General features: G+C 73.5%; 13 protein-coding genes. 7 read left to right on the top strand and 6 right to left on the bottom strand.

What is annotated here, in order from left to right; translation table 11 throughout:
- The first annotated feature begins 26 nt into the window (after positions 1-26).
- Genes asnB through AB0873_RS00265 form a run of 3 tightly spaced genes read left to right on the top strand, consistent with a single transcriptional unit; the run spans position 27 to position 3,886 of the window.
- Positions 27-1,886, top strand: coding sequence for an asparagine synthase (glutamine-hydrolyzing) (gene asnB, locus AB0873_RS00275; RefSeq protein WP_366597746.1), 1,860 nt, complete (start codon positions 27-29; stop codon positions 1,884-1,886).
- Between the two features lie 15 nt (positions 1,887-1,901).
- Positions 1,902-2,498: a nitroreductase family protein gene (locus AB0873_RS00270; RefSeq protein WP_366597744.1), complete on the top strand. Its 597-nt coding sequence runs from the start codon at positions 1,902-1,904 to the stop codon at positions 2,496-2,498.
- Positions 2,499-2,527: 29 nt separating this feature from the next.
- Positions 2,528-3,886: an FAD-dependent oxidoreductase gene (locus AB0873_RS00265; RefSeq protein WP_366597743.1), complete on the top strand. Its 1,359-nt coding sequence runs from the start codon at positions 2,528-2,530 to the stop codon at positions 3,884-3,886.
- 102 nt (positions 3,887-3,988) lie between these two features.
- On the opposite strand, the gene AB0873_RS00260 is transcribed toward AB0873_RS00265, so the two are convergent.
- The 4 genes from AB0873_RS00260 to AB0873_RS00245 all read right to left on the bottom strand — a co-directional run bounded on the left by AB0873_RS00260 (position 3,989) and on the right by AB0873_RS00245 (position 7,481).
- Positions 3,989-4,771 (bottom strand): SDR family NAD(P)-dependent oxidoreductase, encoded by a 783-nt coding sequence (locus AB0873_RS00260; RefSeq protein WP_366597742.1) that lies wholly within the window; start codon positions 4,769-4,771, stop codon positions 3,989-3,991.
- Between the two features lie 120 nt (positions 4,772-4,891).
- Positions 4,892-5,569, bottom strand: coding sequence for an SDR family NAD(P)-dependent oxidoreductase (locus AB0873_RS00255; protein WP_366597740.1), 678 nt, complete (start codon positions 5,567-5,569; stop codon positions 4,892-4,894).
- The gene (locus AB0873_RS00250; RefSeq protein WP_366597739.1) at positions 5,566-6,768 is read right to left on the bottom strand and encodes a cytochrome P450; all 1,203 of its coding nucleotides are present in this window, start codon (positions 6,766-6,768) and stop codon (positions 5,566-5,568) included. Before AB0873_RS00250 ends, AB0873_RS00255 begins: the two co-directional genes overlap by 4 nt.
- A complete protein-coding gene (locus AB0873_RS00245) occupies positions 6,765-7,481 on the bottom strand; it encodes a hypothetical protein (protein ID WP_366597738.1) in 717 nt (238 codons plus the stop codon). Before AB0873_RS00245 ends, AB0873_RS00250 begins: the two co-directional genes overlap by 4 nt.
- A gap of 176 nt (positions 7,482-7,657) precedes the next feature.
- Here AB0873_RS00245 and AB0873_RS00240 point away from each other — a divergent pair, with 176 nt between their 5' ends.
- Positions 7,658-8,410, top strand: coding sequence for an SDR family oxidoreductase (locus tag AB0873_RS00240; protein WP_366597737.1), 753 nt, complete (start codon positions 7,658-7,660; stop codon positions 8,408-8,410).
- Between the two features lie 279 nt (positions 8,411-8,689).
- Here AB0873_RS00240 and AB0873_RS00235 read toward each other — a convergent pair whose 3' ends face one another.
- Positions 8,690-10,525, bottom strand: a complete 1,836-nt coding sequence (locus tag AB0873_RS00235; RefSeq protein WP_366597735.1) for a BTAD domain-containing putative transcriptional regulator — start codon at positions 10,523-10,525, stop codon at positions 8,690-8,692.
- A gap of 559 nt (positions 10,526-11,084) precedes the next feature.
- Between AB0873_RS00235 and AB0873_RS00230 the strand changes: the two genes are divergently transcribed.
- Positions 11,085-11,456 (top strand): antibiotic biosynthesis monooxygenase family protein, encoded by a 372-nt coding sequence (locus AB0873_RS00230; protein WP_155333304.1) that lies wholly within the window; start codon positions 11,085-11,087, stop codon positions 11,454-11,456.
- 80 nt (positions 11,457-11,536) lie between these two features.
- Here AB0873_RS00230 and AB0873_RS00225 read toward each other — a convergent pair whose 3' ends face one another.
- On the bottom strand, positions 11,537-13,159 hold the full coding sequence (locus AB0873_RS00225; protein WP_366597733.1) for an FAD-dependent monooxygenase: 1,623 nt from the start codon (positions 13,157-13,159) through the stop codon (positions 11,537-11,539).
- 163 nt (positions 13,160-13,322) lie between these two features.
- On the opposite strand from AB0873_RS00225, the gene AB0873_RS00220 reads away from it, so the two are divergent.
- Positions 13,323-14,996 (top strand): acetyl-CoA carboxylase carboxyltransferase subunit alpha, encoded by a 1,674-nt coding sequence (locus tag AB0873_RS00220; protein WP_366597731.1) that lies wholly within the window; start codon positions 13,323-13,325, stop codon positions 14,994-14,996.
- Entirely contained in the window at positions 14,993-15,475 is a 483-nt protein-coding gene (accB, locus tag AB0873_RS00215) for an acetyl-CoA carboxylase biotin carboxyl carrier protein (RefSeq protein ID WP_366598040.1), read from the top strand. Before AB0873_RS00220 ends, accB begins: the two co-directional genes overlap by 4 nt.
- Positions 15,476-15,485 lie beyond the last annotated feature (10 nt).

Raw genomic sequence — 15,485 nt, 5'->3', positions numbered from 1 at the left:
CGGACGCGAGGCGAGGGGTGATGCGCATGTGCGGCATCGTCGGCTGGGTGGACTTCGGGCGTGACCTGACGGGGGAGCGCGCGACACTGCGGGCGATGACGGACACCCTGACCAACCGTGGGGTGGACGACTCCGGGGTCTGGATCCGGGGGCACGCCGCTCTCGGGCACACCCGTACCGCCATCATCGACGTGGCCGGCGGCGCGCAGCCGCTCACCGTCGAGCAGGACGGCCGCGAGGTCGCCACGATCGTCTACAACGGCGAGGTCTACAACTTCAAGCAGCTGCGGACCGAGCTGCGGGCCCGGGGGCACGAGTTCCGTACCCGCAGCGACACCGAGGTGGTCCTGCGGGCGTACCTGGAGTGGGGCGTGGAGTGCGCCGCCCGGCTGGAGGGGATCTTCGCGTTCGCGATCTGGGACCTGCGCCGCCAGGAGCTGGTGCTGGTCCGGGACCGGCTCGGCGTGAAGCCGCTCTTCTACGCCCGCCGCCCGGAGGGCCTCCTGTTCGGCTCGGAGCCGAAGGCGCTGCTCGCCAACCCGCTGGTGCGGCCGCTGGTGGGGCTCGACAACCTCCAGGAGCTGTTCGCCACCGCCAAGCGGCCCGGCATGTCGGTCTTCCGCGACCTGCGCGCGGTGCTGCCCGGCACCACGCTCACGATCAGCCGGGCCGGAATGGCGCAGCGGCGGTACTGGGCGCTGGAGGCCCGGCCGCACACCGACGACCTGGACGGCACCGTCGGGCACGTCCGGGAGCTGCTGCACGACATCGTGCTGCGGGAGTTGGAGTCGGAGGTGCCGCTGTGCACCGCCCTGTCCGGCGGGATGGACTCCAGCGCCGTGTCGGCGATCGCCGCGTACTGGCGCTGGAAGCTCGACGGCGAGCGGATCCGCACCTTCGTCACCACGTTCGACGACTACGCGGCCCGGTTCCAGCCCGACGACGTCCGCTTCACCCCCGACGAGGTGTACGCCGACGAGGTCGCCCGCCACCTCGAGGCCGACCACGTCCGCATCCAGCTCAGCACCCGGGACCTGATGGACCGGGCCGCCCGCGACGCCGTCCTGTGGGCGCAGGACATGCCCACCACCCTCGGCGACATGGACACGTCGAACTACCTGACCGCGCGCCGGATCAAGGAGCACTCGACGGTCGCGCTGAGCGGTGAGGTCGCCGACGAGATCTTCGGCGGCTACAGCTGGATGTACGACCAGCAGCTCCTCGCCGCCGACATGTTCCCCTGGGTGGCCAAGGAGTACCTCCAGCCCGGCTCGCCACGCGGCCAGGGCCGCGGCCTGTTCGACCCGGGCTTCATGGCCAAGCTGGACCTGGGCACGTACTACCGGGACCAGTACCGGACGGCCCTGGCGGCGGCGCCGTACACCGGCGACGAGGACGACACCGAGCGGCTCATGCGGGGCATCACCCACGTCACCCTCACCTGGTGGCTGCCGATGCTGCTCGACCGCGACGACCGGCTGGCCATGGCCAACGCGCTCGAACTGCGGGTTCCCTACGGCGACCACCGCCTCGTCGAGTACCTCTACAACACCCCGTGGCGGCTCAAGACCTTCGACGGCCGCGAGAAGAGCCTGCTCCGCGCGGCCGCCCGCGACCTGGTGCCCCACTCGGTGCTCGACCGCGCCAAGAGCCCGTGGCCGGTCACCCAGGATCCGGCGTACGCCGAGATGCTCCGCGACGAGCTGTCGGCACTGGTGAACGACCCGTCCGCACCGTCGCTGCCGCTGCTCGACCTCGCCGCGGTCCGGGCCACCCTGGACCGGCCCTCGGAGATCGCACACCAGTGGGTGAGCCGGATGAACATCGAGATGGTGCTGCAGTTCGACGCGTGGCTGCGGCGGTACGACGTGCAGCTCGCGATCTGACCCGAGGGAGTTTCCATGGACTTTCCCGACGTGCTGCGCCGCCGCCAGATGGTGCGCAGCTACACCGACCGGCCCGTCGCCGACGACGCCCTCGACCGGATCGTGGGGGCGGTGCGGCGGGCGCCGAGCGCCGGCTTCAGCCAGGGGTACCGCCTGGTCGTCGTCACCGACCCGGGTCTGCGGCAGAAGGCCGCCGACATCGCCGAGGCCCGCTACGTGGAGCTGGGCTTCCCCCGCTGGATCGCGTCGGCCCCGGTGCACATCTACGTCGCCACCCGCGAGGCGTCCTACCACGAGCGGTACGGCGGCGAGGACGTCCGGCCCGGCTGGTCGGAGATCCCCTGGCCGGTGCCGTTCTGGTGGTTCGACTGCGGGGCGTTGTTCATGCTGCTCCAGCTCGCCGCCATCAACGAGGGCCTCGGCACCGGGTTCGTCAGCTCCGTCTACACCGACGAGCTGAGCGCGCTCGCCGACGTGGTCGACCTGCCGGGCGACGTGTCCCTGACCGGCATCATCACGATCGGCCACGAGGACCGCAGCAAGCGGATGCCGGTGCCGCCGAACGCGGCGCGCCGCAAGCCGCTCGACGACGTCGTGCGGTGGCGCCGGTGACCGCGCGTACGCCGAAGGCGGGAGGGCCGATGCGCCAGCGCGTCCTCGTTCTCGGTGGCGGCATCGCCGGCACGGCCGCCGCGATCGCGCTCGCCCGGCGCGGGCACCCGGTGACCGTGGTGGAGCGCGACCCGCCGCCGGCCGACCCGACCGCGGACCCGTTCCTGCACTGGCCGCGGCGCGGCGTGCCGCAGTTCCGGCTGCCGCACGGCTTCTCCGCCCGGGCCCGTAACCTGCTGCTGCGGCACGCCCCCGACGTCCTGGCCCGGCTGCGGGCGAGCGGCGTCGAGGAGATGAACCTGTTCAAGCGGCTCATCCCGGAGGACCGGTGGGTGCCCGCCGACGACGCGTTCACCAACGTGTGGGCGCGGCGGGCCGTCTTCGAGTTGGCGCTGCGGCTCACCGCCGAGGAGGAGCCGGGCGTCGAGTTCCGCTGCCCGGCCGTCGCGAACGGCCTGCGCTTCGACTGGACCAGCGCCGGGCCCCGGGTCGCCGCGGTACGCCTCGCCGACGGCGACGTGCTCACCGCCGACGTCGTGCTGGACTGCCTGGGCCAGCGGTCCCCGGTGTCCCGCTGGCTGGCGGCCGAGGGGATCCGGGTGCCGACCGAGGTGCAGGACTGCGAGACCGTCTACTACAGCCGCTACTTCCGCTTCACCGACACCTGCGAGCTGCCCCGGACCTCGGTGGCCACGCTGCGCGGCGAGTTCGCCGACGGGTGGTTCATCGGCTTCCCAGGCGACCACGACACGTACGCCTTCTCCTTCGAGTGTCACCCCGACAACCGCAGCGCCCGCGCGCTGCGGCACACCTCGATCTGGGAGGCGGTGGCCCGGGGGATCCCGGCGCTGGCGCCGTGGGTGGACCCGGCCAACGGCACCCCGCTCGAGGGCGTCCAGGTGATGGCGGGCAACCGCAGCCTGCGCCGGCGGTACGTGGTCGACGGCCGGCCCGTCGTCCTCGGCCTGCTCTCGGCCGGCGACTCGCTCTGCGCGAGCAATCCCGCGTACGGCTGGGGCTCGGCGATGGCGCTGACGTACGCGTTCGCCGCCGCCGGGGCGGTGGCCGTGGGCGCCGGCGACCCGGTGGCGACGGCCCTGGCGTACGACGCGGCGACCGCCCGGGAGGCCGACGCGGTCTACCGGGAGTCGGCGGCGATGGACCGCGCCCGCATCTACCGGATCACCGGCCAGCCGGTGCCGGACGAGGACAGGGCGGAGATGGCCCGCCAGGACCTCATCTCGGCGGCCCTCTCCGGCGGTGTGCTGCACGACCTCGAACTGGGCCGCGCGTTCAACCGCCGCGTCAACCTGGTCGGCCCCGCCGAGGCGGTCCTCGACGGCACCGACCTGATCCACCACGCCGAACGCCTCACCGCCTTGAGGTAAGGAAGGGCCCCTTCTTATCGCCTGCGGTAGAGGAAGGGCCCCTTGTTAACGCGCGAACGGCCCCCGAGCGCCGGAAGGCGCCGGGGGCCGTTCGCTGGGGCGTCAGTTGGGGCGCTGGTAGCGGGACGGGGGTGCCATGCCGGCGTCGATCGGCAGGTCCACCCCGGTGACGCTGCGGATCCGGCCCGAGGCGAACAGGACCACCAGCGCGGCGATCTCCTCCGGCTCGATCATCTCGCCGGTGGCCAGGCCGGCCATCTTCGGCACCATCGCCAGGAACTCGTCCGGCGTCATCCCCGCCTTCTCGGCGATGTGCGGGTTCGCCCACAGCCGCGTCTTCACCGGACCGGGGGAGATGGTGTTAACCCGTACGCCCTGGGCGGCGAACTCCGCCGACAGCGCCTTGCCGATGTTCGCGACGGCGGCCTTGGCGGCCGAATAGTGCGCCAGCCGCGGGTCGGCCATCGTGCCGTTCATCGAGCCGATGTTGACGACCGTGCCCTTGCGCTCGACGAGGCTCGGCAGCGCCGCCCGGGTCGCCCGGATCGTCGTCATGACGTTCAGCTCGAACGTCTGCCGCCACACGTCGTCGGGGATGTCCCGGAAGCCGGGGGCGAGCATGACGCCGCCGCCGACGTTGTTGACCAGGATGTCGATGCCACCGAACTCGGTGAGTGCCCGCTCCACCAGCAGCTGCGGCCCCTCCTCGGTGACCAGGTCCACGGTGAGGGTGTGCGGGGTGGCCTCCTTCAGCTCGGGGCTGACGGTCCGCGCGCCGCCGTACACGTCGGCGCCCGCGGCGGCGAGCGCCCGCACCACGGCGAGCCCGATGCCGGCGCCGGCCCCGGTGACCACCGCCTTCTTGCCGGACAGGTCGATCTGCATGCTCGGTCTCCTGTTGGTCGAAGGGCCCCGCTCGGTCGTGGGCCCCGCTCGGTCGTGGGCCCCGCTCGGTCGTGGGCCCCGCTCGGTCGTGGGTCCCGCTTGGTCGCAGGCGGCCCGCCGTCAGTGCGGGACGCGTCGCTCGGTCAGGAACTGTCCGGTCGGCCCGTCGGCGGGCAGGGTGGCCACGTCCGCGATGAACCGGGCCGGCACCTCCGGCGGGGTCGTCGTGTGCGGCATCATCCGGGTCCGGACCCGCCCGGGGTTGACCGCGTTGACCAGCACTCCCGTGCCGGCGGTCTGCCCGGCGACCAGCGTGGTGAGGCCGTTCAGGCCGCTCTTGGACAGCGAGTAGCCGGGCGCACCCGGGAAGAGGGCGCCACCGAACTCCGCCGTGGTGCCGCTGGAGACCACCACCACCCGGCCCCAGCCCCGCTCGACCATGCCCGGCACGAACGCCTGGAGCACCCGCCAGGTGCCCAGCAGGTTGACCCGCAGCGTCTCCTCGACCAGGTCGAGCGGGGCGGTGAGCGGGCCGGTGCCGCCGTCGAGCAGCACGCCGGCGTTGCAGACCAGGACGTCGACCGGTCCGACCTCGGCGGCGGCCTTCCCGACGCTGTCCGGGTCGGTCACGTCGAGCTGCTGCCCGCGTACGCCGGAACCCAGCTCGGCCGCCGTGCCGGCGGCGGCCGAGGCGTCGCGGGCGGTCACCGTGAGCGCCAGCCCGCGGGCGTGCAGTTCGGCGGCGACCGCCCGACCGATGCCCCGGTTGGCGCCGGTGACCAGAGCGTGGCGGTTCACCAGGTCACCGGGACCTCGCTGAAGCCCTCCATGAAGCCGCCGAGGGCGCGGGGGAGCCGGGCGGCCGGCACGGCCAGCCGGATGTCGGGGAACCGGCGCAGCAGGGTCTCCGTGGCGACCTGGAGCTCCATCCGGGCCAGCGCCGCACCGACGCAGTAGTGGATGCCCGCGCCGAAGGTCATGTGGTGGTTCTCCGGGCGGCGGATGTCCAGGGTGAACGGGTCGGCGAAGACCGCCTCGTCCATGTTGGCCGACTCCTCGGAGAGCAGCACGCTGGAGCCCTTCTTGAGGATCGTGCCGTCGGACAGCTCGATGTCCTCCAGCGCGTACCGCAGCGTGCCGATCGAGGAACCCATGATCTGCGTACGCAGCAGCTCCTCCACCGCCGACGGCACCAGCGAGTAGTCCGCCCGGATGTCCTTGACCAGGTCCTGCCGGTGCAGCAGCACGGCGGTGCCGGTGCCGATCTGGCTCGCCGTGGTCACGTAGCCGGCGATGAGCAGGCTCCGGGTCCAGTGGTGCAGCTCGTACTCGGACAGCCGGTTGTCGTCCTCGTCCCGAACCTTGATCAGGCTGGTGATGAGGTCGTCCTCGCCGGGGTTGGCCCGCTTGTACTCGATCAGCTCGACCAGGTACTGCCACAGCTCGCTGCGGCACCGCTCCACCTCGTCCGGCGGCAGCTTGGTGACCGACAGGAAGCCGTCGACCAGCGAGCGGAACCGGTTGCGGTCCTCCGGCGGGATGCCGAGCAGCTTGCAGATCACCAGGATCGGCAGCGGGAAGGCGAGCGCCTCGTTCAGGTCGGTGGGCTTCGGGCCGGCGGCCATAGCGTCCAGCAGCTCGTCGGTGACCTGCTGGGCGTACGGGCGGAGCAGTTCGATCCGGCGGGCGGTGAACGCCCGGGTGACCAGGCCGCGCATCCGGGTGTGGTGGGGCGGATCGCCGTCGATCTTCGGGTCGACGAACAGCTCGTTGTCGGCGGCGATGCGGGCCACGTCGGGGCGGGCGACGTTCTTGCTCAGCCGGGGGTCGGCGAAGAGGCTGCGGACGTCGGCGTAGCGGGTCACCATCACGGCGGTGTCGCCGCTGGGCAGGCGGACCTCGACGAGGGCCTGCTCCCGCAGGCCGCGCAGCGACTCCGGGACCTCCATCGGCGGGGTCCACGGGAAGGGGTAGGGAATCGGGGCCTGGGCAGTCATCTCGTGCCCTCTCTCGTTGACTCCTCGAACGGCAGCCGCCGGTCCCCGCCGTCGGAAAGGGACGCGGTGCAGGACTCGGCGAATGCCCATTCGTAACGGATGCTGATGGAGAACTGCTCGATGAGTTCGGCCCGCTGCCGGACCGTGCCGTTCCTGCCGATGTCGTCGGCCATGTCCAGGAAGGCCTGCACGGCGTACCGGTAGGACTCGCCGGGGTGGTAGGCCTCCACCCACGGCCGGTAGCGCGAGTCGGCCACGGTGTCGCGCAGCAGCCGGTCGGAGACCTCGGCGTTGAACCACACCATCGGCAGCAGCGCGCCCACCCCGCCGGCGAAGGAGTGGGCGGTCGCGGCGGTGAGGAACGCGGTGTGCGCCCGGGTCACCGGGTCGACGGGGGGGTCGCCGAGGGTGTCCGGCAGACCGGTGGTCGCGGCCAGGGCGGCGCTGTTGGCGCGCAGCCGGTCGCGCGCGTCGAGGGTGCCGGCCACCGACTGGCCGAGCAGCAGCGTGTGCGCGTCGGCGTCGGCCGCCGCCGCGCAGCGGGCCAACGCCCGGGCGTACGTCGGGAGCAGGTACCCGGTGTCCTGCGCGAGGAAGTGGGCCAGCGCCGCCGGTGGCAGTGACCCGTCCCGGATCCCCGACCAGAAGGGGTGGTCCTGCACCTTGCGCAGCACCGGATCGCGGATCTCCCGCAGTTCGTCGTGCAGCGGCATCGGCCGTCCTCAAGTCCAGGCGGGATGGTCGCGGCGGACGCTATCGGGGGCGGCTTGACCCCCGCTGGAGCAGACGCCGGTCCTGGTGGCGCTGTCCCGAGCCGCCGTCGAGCCCGGCGACGGAGAGTGACCTCCGGCACGGCCGTGCCGGTCGACGACGTCGTGAGGGGTACGCCATGGATCTCGGCCTGACGGACAAGCGGGTGCTGGTGACCGGGGCGACCCGGGGGATCGGCCGGGCCACCGCCCGGGCCTTCGCCGACGAGGGCGCCCGGGTCGCTGTCACGTACCACACCTCCGAGGCGGCCGCCGAGCAGGTGGTCAAGGAGTTGGGCGGGGAGGAGCGGGCGCTCGCGGTGCCGTACGACCTCGCCGACCCCGCCTCGGTACGGGCGGCGGTGCGCCGGGTGGAGGAGCGCTGGGGCGGGGTCGACGTGCTGGTGGCCAACGCCCAGACCTGGGTGTGGATCAACCCGGAGGACCTGCCGGCGTACGAGGACCTGCCGCTGGAGGAGTGGCTGGGGCGGTTCCGGGAGAACGTCGAGGGCCACCTGTGGACGGTGCGGGAGGTGCTCGGCGGGATGCGCCGGCGCGGATGGGGCCGGGTGGTGCTGCTCTCCTCGGTCACCGCCCTGCACGGCAACCCGGGCTCGGAGGTCTACGGCGCCGCCAAGGCGGCGCTGCACGGCTTCGTCCGGGGTCTGATGTGGACCCGGGACGGCGTGCTGGCGAACGTGGTCGCCCCGGGCGGGACGCTGACCGAGAGCCTCGACAACGTCGACCCGGAGCTGGTCGCGCAGGCCGCCCGGGACACCCCGAGCGGCCGCCTCAGCACCGCGGAGGACGTCGCCCGGCTGGTGGTCTTCCTCGGCTCGGCGGCCAACGGCAACGTCAACGGCGAGATCGTCCGGACCGCCGGCGGGCGGTGACCGGGTGCCGGCGGCCCAGGGCGCGTGGCTGGCGGGGTTGACGATTTGCTCCGTGCCGGCGGCACAGCGCGGTCAACCGCGCCGGACACCGCCATGCCGGCGGCATCGAGTCGATCAGAGGTGACGGCCCGGCGCGCGACGGGCCCGGCGGGACGGCCGGGCCCTGAGCCCGGCGGGACGGCCGGGCGGCGGCTGCGACGGAACGGGCGGGTGACGGTGCCACACCGGCGGGGCGGCCGGTCGGTGGTGGAGCCTGACCTCCGGCACCCGTCCGCGATCTCAGACGTTCGAGCCGAGCCGTGGCTCGATGAACTCGTGGTTGAGGCGTTCCCGCGCGTACAGGCGGGTCAGCCGGTGTAGCTGGTAGCGGACCACGCCCTCGTCCGCCCGCGCCTCCAGGAGGTTGCAGGCGACCAGGCGACCGAGCTGCGTCTCCACGGCGTCGGCGGCGCTGCCGAGCAGGTTGGCCGCGGTGGCCGCGGTGAAGTGCGGCGGCGGGAGCAGGCTGAGCAGGCGCAGGGCGCTGCGGTCGTGCGGCTCCAGCCGGTAGTAGGTCTCGTCGTAGTTGGTGCGGACGTCGAACTCGGCGAACCGCAGCTGGTCGAGGGCGGCCGGCCCGGACTCGATCAGGTTGGCCATCTTCCGCAGCGACCACGTCGGCGCCGCGGCGAGTCGGGCGCCGACGCAGCGCAGCGCCAGCGGCAGGTGGCCGCACCGGTCGGCGATCCGCTCGGCCTCCTCCGTCTCGGCGTCCACCCGGGACGGGCCCACCATGGCCCGCAGCAGGGCCACGGCCTCGCCGGTGGTCATCACGTCGAGCTTGGTGACCTGGACGCCGGGCAGGACCTGAAGGCCCCACCGGCTGGTCACCACGACCGCGCTTCCCGACGTCGCCGGTACGAGCGGGGCGATCTGGGAGGCGCTGGCCGCGTCGTCGAGGACCACCAGGAGCCGCCGGCCGTTGGTCCAGGTGCGGTAGAGGCTGCTCCGCTCCTCCACGGTCGGCGGGATCTGCTGCTCCGGCACGCCCAGGGCCCGCAGGAACCCGGCGAGGACGTCCAGCTGCGCGGTCGGGTTTCGGGACGAGCCCCGCAGGTCGGCGAAGAGCTGCCCGTGCGGGTACCGGGCCTTCTCAAGGTGCCCGACGTGCAGCGCCAGGGTCGTCTTGCCGACTCCGGTCAACCCGCAGATCGACACGGCGGCCGGCGCGGTGCGGTGTTCCTGCCCGGCGGCGAGGACGGCGGTGATCTGGCGTACCACCGCCTCCCGGCCGGTGAAGTCGGGGACGTCCGGTGGCAGCTGCGCGGGCACCGCCGTACGGGCGGGTGCCCGCTCGGCGGACGCCGCCGGGCGCGGCGCCGGCCGGTTCTCCGTCGGCTCGGCGTTGAGCAGGGACCGGTGCAGCCGCTGGACGGCCGGGGACGGTTCCAGCCCGAGCTCGTCGATGAGCAGTTCCCGAAGCCGCCGGTAGACCTCGAACGCCTCGTACCGCCGGCCCGACCGGTCCAGCGCGGTCATCAGGTTGGCGTGGAACCGCTCGTGCAGCGGATAGCTGCGGACCAGTTCCTTCAGTTCGCTGATCAGTTCCTCGTAGCGGCCGAGCTGCATGTCCGCCTCGATGCGCATGCCGAGCACCCGCAGCTTGTTCTCCTCGAGGCGGGTCATGTGGGCGGAGAGGATCTCGCCGGCGTTGACGCCGAGCAGGGCCGGGGCGCGCCAGAGCGCGAGGGCCTCGGTGAGCAGTTCGCTGGCGCGTTGCGCGTCGCCGCGTTCCCGTTCGAGTCGGCCCTGCTGGGCGAGCCGTTCGAAGTGACACACGTCGATTTCGTCGTCGTTGACGTCCAGCAGGTAGCCGCAGGACTGGGTGTGCAGCCGCGCCAGCCCGGACGGGTCCAGGACGTCCTTGCGCAGCTTGTAGATGTACGTCTGGAGGGTTGTCATCGCGCTGTCCGGCGGATTGTCCCCCCATAATTCGTCAACGAATTCGCTGACCTGCACGACTTGGTTACGGCGCACCAGAAGAAAAGCCAAGACCTGGCGAACCTTCGGTGCGGTCGGGGTGATATCCCGGTCCTCGTGAGTAACGGACAGTGGGCCAAGAATGCGGAACACCATTAAGCTCCCCCAGGAAATGGTGCGGCGTTAACGCTCGTCCGAAAGGCGGGACATCTTGGGCAATTGTGGTGGTGAATCAACCCCCAGACATCTTGTCCGGCCGATCGGCGGCATGATCGACATGCTCCGTGGCGCAACTGCTACAGACTGTAAGTTGCGACCCCTGCACGGTCAAGGTTTCGCGGGTCAACTGTCTGACGTTTCCCGCGGGTAGGTTCCGTGCTAATCGCGCGGGTGTGCAAGAGTCGACTAACTGTCAACCGAGGCCGGTGGAGACCGGATGAGGTGGCACATAAACAGTGGTTCCACCGGCACTCTGGACAAAAACCGTCATCGATGCTGTCCCTTTTGCGCCGCCTGACGGAAATCGCGCCGAGCCCACCATTTTCCGCCCCTGCCGGCGTCCGGCGGCTGTCGAGTACGCCTCGAGGACGGCCCCGCCGGCGCGGGCGTACCGAGCCCGGCTTCAGCCGCCCCCCAGCGGGTCGGGGTGTCCTGTGCAGGCGGCCCCGGGCGGGGGCGCCGCCACGCCGTGGCGTACGAGGGAGGGGTGGCCCGCATGTCCGACCAGGTGGCACGGCCGACGTCCGACGAGGCCGGGCCGGAGGGCGCCGCACCGGCCGGTCCGCACCGGGTTCGGGTCCTGGTCTACGCCGCCGCCCCCTCGGGTGAGCCGGACGCGGTGGCGGCCGCGTACCACCGCATCAGCCGCGATCTGGCCGGAACCCCCGGCCTGCTGCGCAACGAGCTGCTCCGCGCCGCCGACGACGACCGCGCGTTCGTCGTGATGAGCGAGTGGACCAGCCTGGACGCCTTCCGCTCCTGGGAGGCCGGGGCGACCCACCGGGACACCACCGCGCCGCTGCGCGACTACCAGCGCGTACCCGGTCCCCGGCCGTTCGGCGTCTACGAGGTCACCGCCACCTACTGAGGCGGGCCCTCACGTACTGATCCGGTGGGCGGGCGGGACCGCCCACCGGATCGTCGCCTGGCCCGCCGGGCCGCGCCGCGTCACCCGGCCCGGCCGAGCACCGTCCGCAGGGCCTCCCGCAGCGCGGCGGCGGGATCGACCACCGCGTCCCCGCAGCACCAGGCCACGTGGCCGTCCGGGCGCAGCAGCGTCGCCCCGGCCGCGTCGTACCGGGCCGCGAAGACGCCCTCGACGTCGACGAGGTCCGCGCCGGCCGCGGCCGACCCGATCCGGTACGCCCGCAGCGGCACCGACAGCTCCCGGGCCACCAGCGACCCCACCCCGTCCCAGCGGACCGCCGCGCTCCCGGTCAGCAGCACGAACGCGTCGTGGCACAGGTCGTGCACCGAGATGCGCCGCCCGCCGCGGTCCAGCCACAGGTGCGGCGCCCGCAGGCCCGGCTCGGCACGCGTGGCCAACTCCCGCCCGTACACCGTGTCGTGCGCCGCACCGACCGTCGCCGTGGACCGGTACCGCTGCCCGAGCGTGCAGAGCACGTCGTCGACGTCCTCGGTCCCCGGGTCCTCGCCGAAGCGGGCCCGCTGCCGCGCGACGGTGATGTCGGCCAGGGCGAGGGCCACCGGTCGGCGCTCCGCCTCGTACGTGTCGAGCAGGCCCTCGCCGGCCCACCCGCCGAGCACACCGGCGAGCTTCCAGGCCAGGTTGTGGGCGTCCTGGACGGCCGCGTTGGCGCCCATCGCGCCGGCCGGCGGCCAGACGTGCGCGGTGTCGCCCACGAGGAACACCCGCCCGGACCGGAACCGGTCGGCGACCCCGACCGCCTCCTCCCAGGCGGCGACGTCGAGCACCGCCACCGGCCGGTCGGTCCCGAGGAACGACCGGGCCAGCTCCCGGCAGCGGTCCGGGGTGAACGACTCCACCGGGGTACGAGCCGGGTCGAAGCTCACGCTCATCGCCCACTGGTCCGGGACCGACGTGGTCAGGAACGACCCCAGCCCGAGTTCGTCGTTCACCACGATCCAGAACATCGCCCGCTGGCGGACGATCCCGGTGAGGTCGGCCCGGACCAGGAACGTCACCCAGTGCTGCGTGACACCCGGCCCGGCGCGGTCGATCCCGACCGCCTCCCGGGTCCGCCCACGGAAGCCGTCCGCGGCCACCAGGTAGCGGGACCGGACGGTACGGCGGTCGCCGCTCGCGACGTCCTCGATCACCGCTGTCACGCCGTCGTCGTCGGCGTCCACCGACACGCAGCGGGTGCCGAAGCGGATGTCCGCTCCGCGCTCGCGGGCCGCGTCGACCAGGATCGGCTCGACGCTGCGCTGGTCGGCCATCACGAACTCGGCCGGGGTCAGCTCGGGCAGCGGCTTGCGCGTGTCGTCGGCCAGCAGCCAGGTCCACTCCCCGCTGAGGGTCTCGCAGCGGACCACGCCCGCCTCGTCGTCGAACGGCCGGCCGGCCCGCCGGATCAGGTCCTCGACGCCGAGCGGCCGGTAGAGCTCCATCGTCCGCTGGTTGATCCCCCGCGCGCGGCCCTGGATCGAGATGCCGGGGTGCCGGTCCACCAGCACCGAGGCCACCCCGTGGTGGGCGAGGAACAGCGCCGACGCGAGGCCGGCGTAGCCACCCCCGACCACCAGGACGGGGATCGTCTCGTCGTACGTGTCGGCGGGCTCCCGACCCACCGCCCGGTCGCTCGGCATCCGCGTCCTCCCTCTCCGGTGGCCGCGTGCCGCCGGTGCGGCCGCGTCCGCACAGCAGGATCACGGCCGGTCCTCGAGAGCCGGTGGACGTCCGCCCCGGTGACCGGGCCCCGGTTCAGCCCGCGTCCAACACGCCTTGAGGCTCCGGAGTCACGCTTCCGGTGTGACCGTCTCCACACTGCCCTCATCCGCGCCGGAGTGGGTCAGCTGCGGCACCTGCCGGGGCCTGACCTACGGCCCGCGCTTCGACCGGGACCTGCGGGTGTGTCCCGGCTGTGGCCACCACAGCCGACTCACCGCCGGTCAACGCATCGAGCAGCTGCTGGACCCGGGATCCGTCCGGCCGCTGGAACCACCGGCGGTGCGCGAGGACCCGCTCGGCTTCGTGGACTCCCACCCGTACCCGGACCGGCTGCACGCCGCGCGCCGCGCCACCGGCCACGCGGAGGCGGTCACCTGCGTGACCGGGACCCTGCTGGGCCACCCGCTGGTCGCCGCCGTGATGGACTTCCGCTTCCTCGGCGGCAGCCTCGGCGTCGGGGTCGGCGCGGCCATCACCGCCGCCGCCGAGACCGCCCGCGACACCCGCCGCCCGCTGCTGCTGGTCACCGCCTCCGGCGGGGCGCGCATGCAGGAGGGCGCGCTCGCCCTCATGCAGATGGCCAAGACCAGCCAGGCGATGGCCGAGCTCGACGAGGCGGGCATCCTCACGATCTGCCTGGTCACCGACCCCACGTACGGCGGCGTGGCGGCGTCGTTCGCGACGCTCGGCGACGTCGTCATCGCCGAGCCCGGCGCCCGCATCGGCTTCGCCGGCCGGCGGGTGATCGAGCAGACGATCGGCCACGAGCTCCCGGAGGGCTTCCAGACCGCCGAGTTCCTGCTGGCCCGTGGCCTGCTCGACGCGGTGGTGGCGCGCTCGGCGCTGCGTCCGACCCTCGCCCGGCTGCTGGCCGCCGCCGCGCCGGGCACCCCGCCGGCCGCGGCCCCGACCCGGGTACGCCTCGTCCGCGACCCCGCCGAGCTGCCCGTCCGCGAGGCCGCCGACGTGGTGGCCGCGGCGCGGCACCCGCAGCGCCCCACCACCCTCGACTACATCGCCCAGGTCTTCGACGACTTCCTGGAACTGCGCGGCGACCGGAGTGCGGGCGACTGCCCGGCGATCGTCGGCGGGATCGGGCGGCTCGACGGCCGGCCGGTGGTCGTGATCGGCAGCCAGAAGGGCCGGGACACCGCCGAACGCATCCAGCGCAACTTCGGCATGGCGCTGCCGGAGGGCTACCGCAAGGCGGCCCGCCTCATGCGGCTCGCCACCAAGCTGGGCCTGCCGGTCGTCACCCTGGTGGACACCCCGGGCGCCCATCCCGGTGTGGACGCCGAGGAGCGCGGGCAGGCGTGGGCCATCGCCGAGACGATCCGGCTGATGTCGGGGCTGCCGGTGCCGGTCGTCGCGGTGGTGACCGGCGAGGGCGGCAGCGGCGGCGCGCTGGCCCTCGCGGTCGCCGACCGCGTCCTCGCCTGCGCCGGGGCCATGTACTCGGTGATCAGCCCGGAGGGGTGCGCCGCGATCCTCTGGAAGGATCCGGCCGCCGCGCCCCGGGCCGCGGCGGCGTTGCAGATCAGCTCCCGGGACCTGCTGCGTCACGGCATCGTCGACGCGGTGGTGCCCGAGCCGCCCGGCGGCGCGCACGAGGATCCGGTCACCGCGGCGGACTCGCTGCGTGCCGCGCTGATCGAGTCCCTTCAGGAGATCGCCGCCGTCGCGGCGACGGATCTGGTGGCCCGCCGCCGGCGACGGTTCCGGCGGTTCGGCACCGAGGAGTCGAGGTGGCAATGACCAACGAGGTGACCGACACGACCGCGCACGGCATCGACGAGCTGTGCCGGCAGGCGACCCAGCTGGCCCGGGCCGCCCCGGCGCCGTTGCGCAGCGTCCGGGTGCAGGCCGGCGAGCTGCTGGTGGCGCTGGAGTGGCCGGACACGCCGGCCGGCGCGCCGGTCGTGGTGGCGGCGCCGGCCGCCGCCGGCGACCCGGGGGAGGCGCCCCCGGCGGATGGCACGTTCACCATCGCGGCGCCGCTGGTGGGCACCTTCTACCGGGCCCCCGGGCCCGGGGCGCCACCGTTCGTCGAGGTGGGCCAGGACGTGGCGGCGGGTCAGCAGGTGGCGATCGTCGAGGCCATGAAGCTCATGAACCCGGTGGAGGCCGACCGGCCCGGCCGAGTGGTCGAGGTCCGCGTGGCCGACGGCACCCCGGTCGAGTACGGCGAGGTGCTCTTCGTACTGGCGCCGCCCCCGGAGGCGGATGCGCCGTGACGCGGACCAG

Source organism: Micromonospora sp. NPDC047707, assembly GCF_040704235.1.
In the GTDB taxonomy this organism is placed as follows: domain Bacteria; phylum Actinomycetota; class Actinomycetes; order Mycobacteriales; family Micromonosporaceae; genus Micromonospora.
This window is presented reverse-complemented; position numbering and strand designations above follow the sequence as displayed.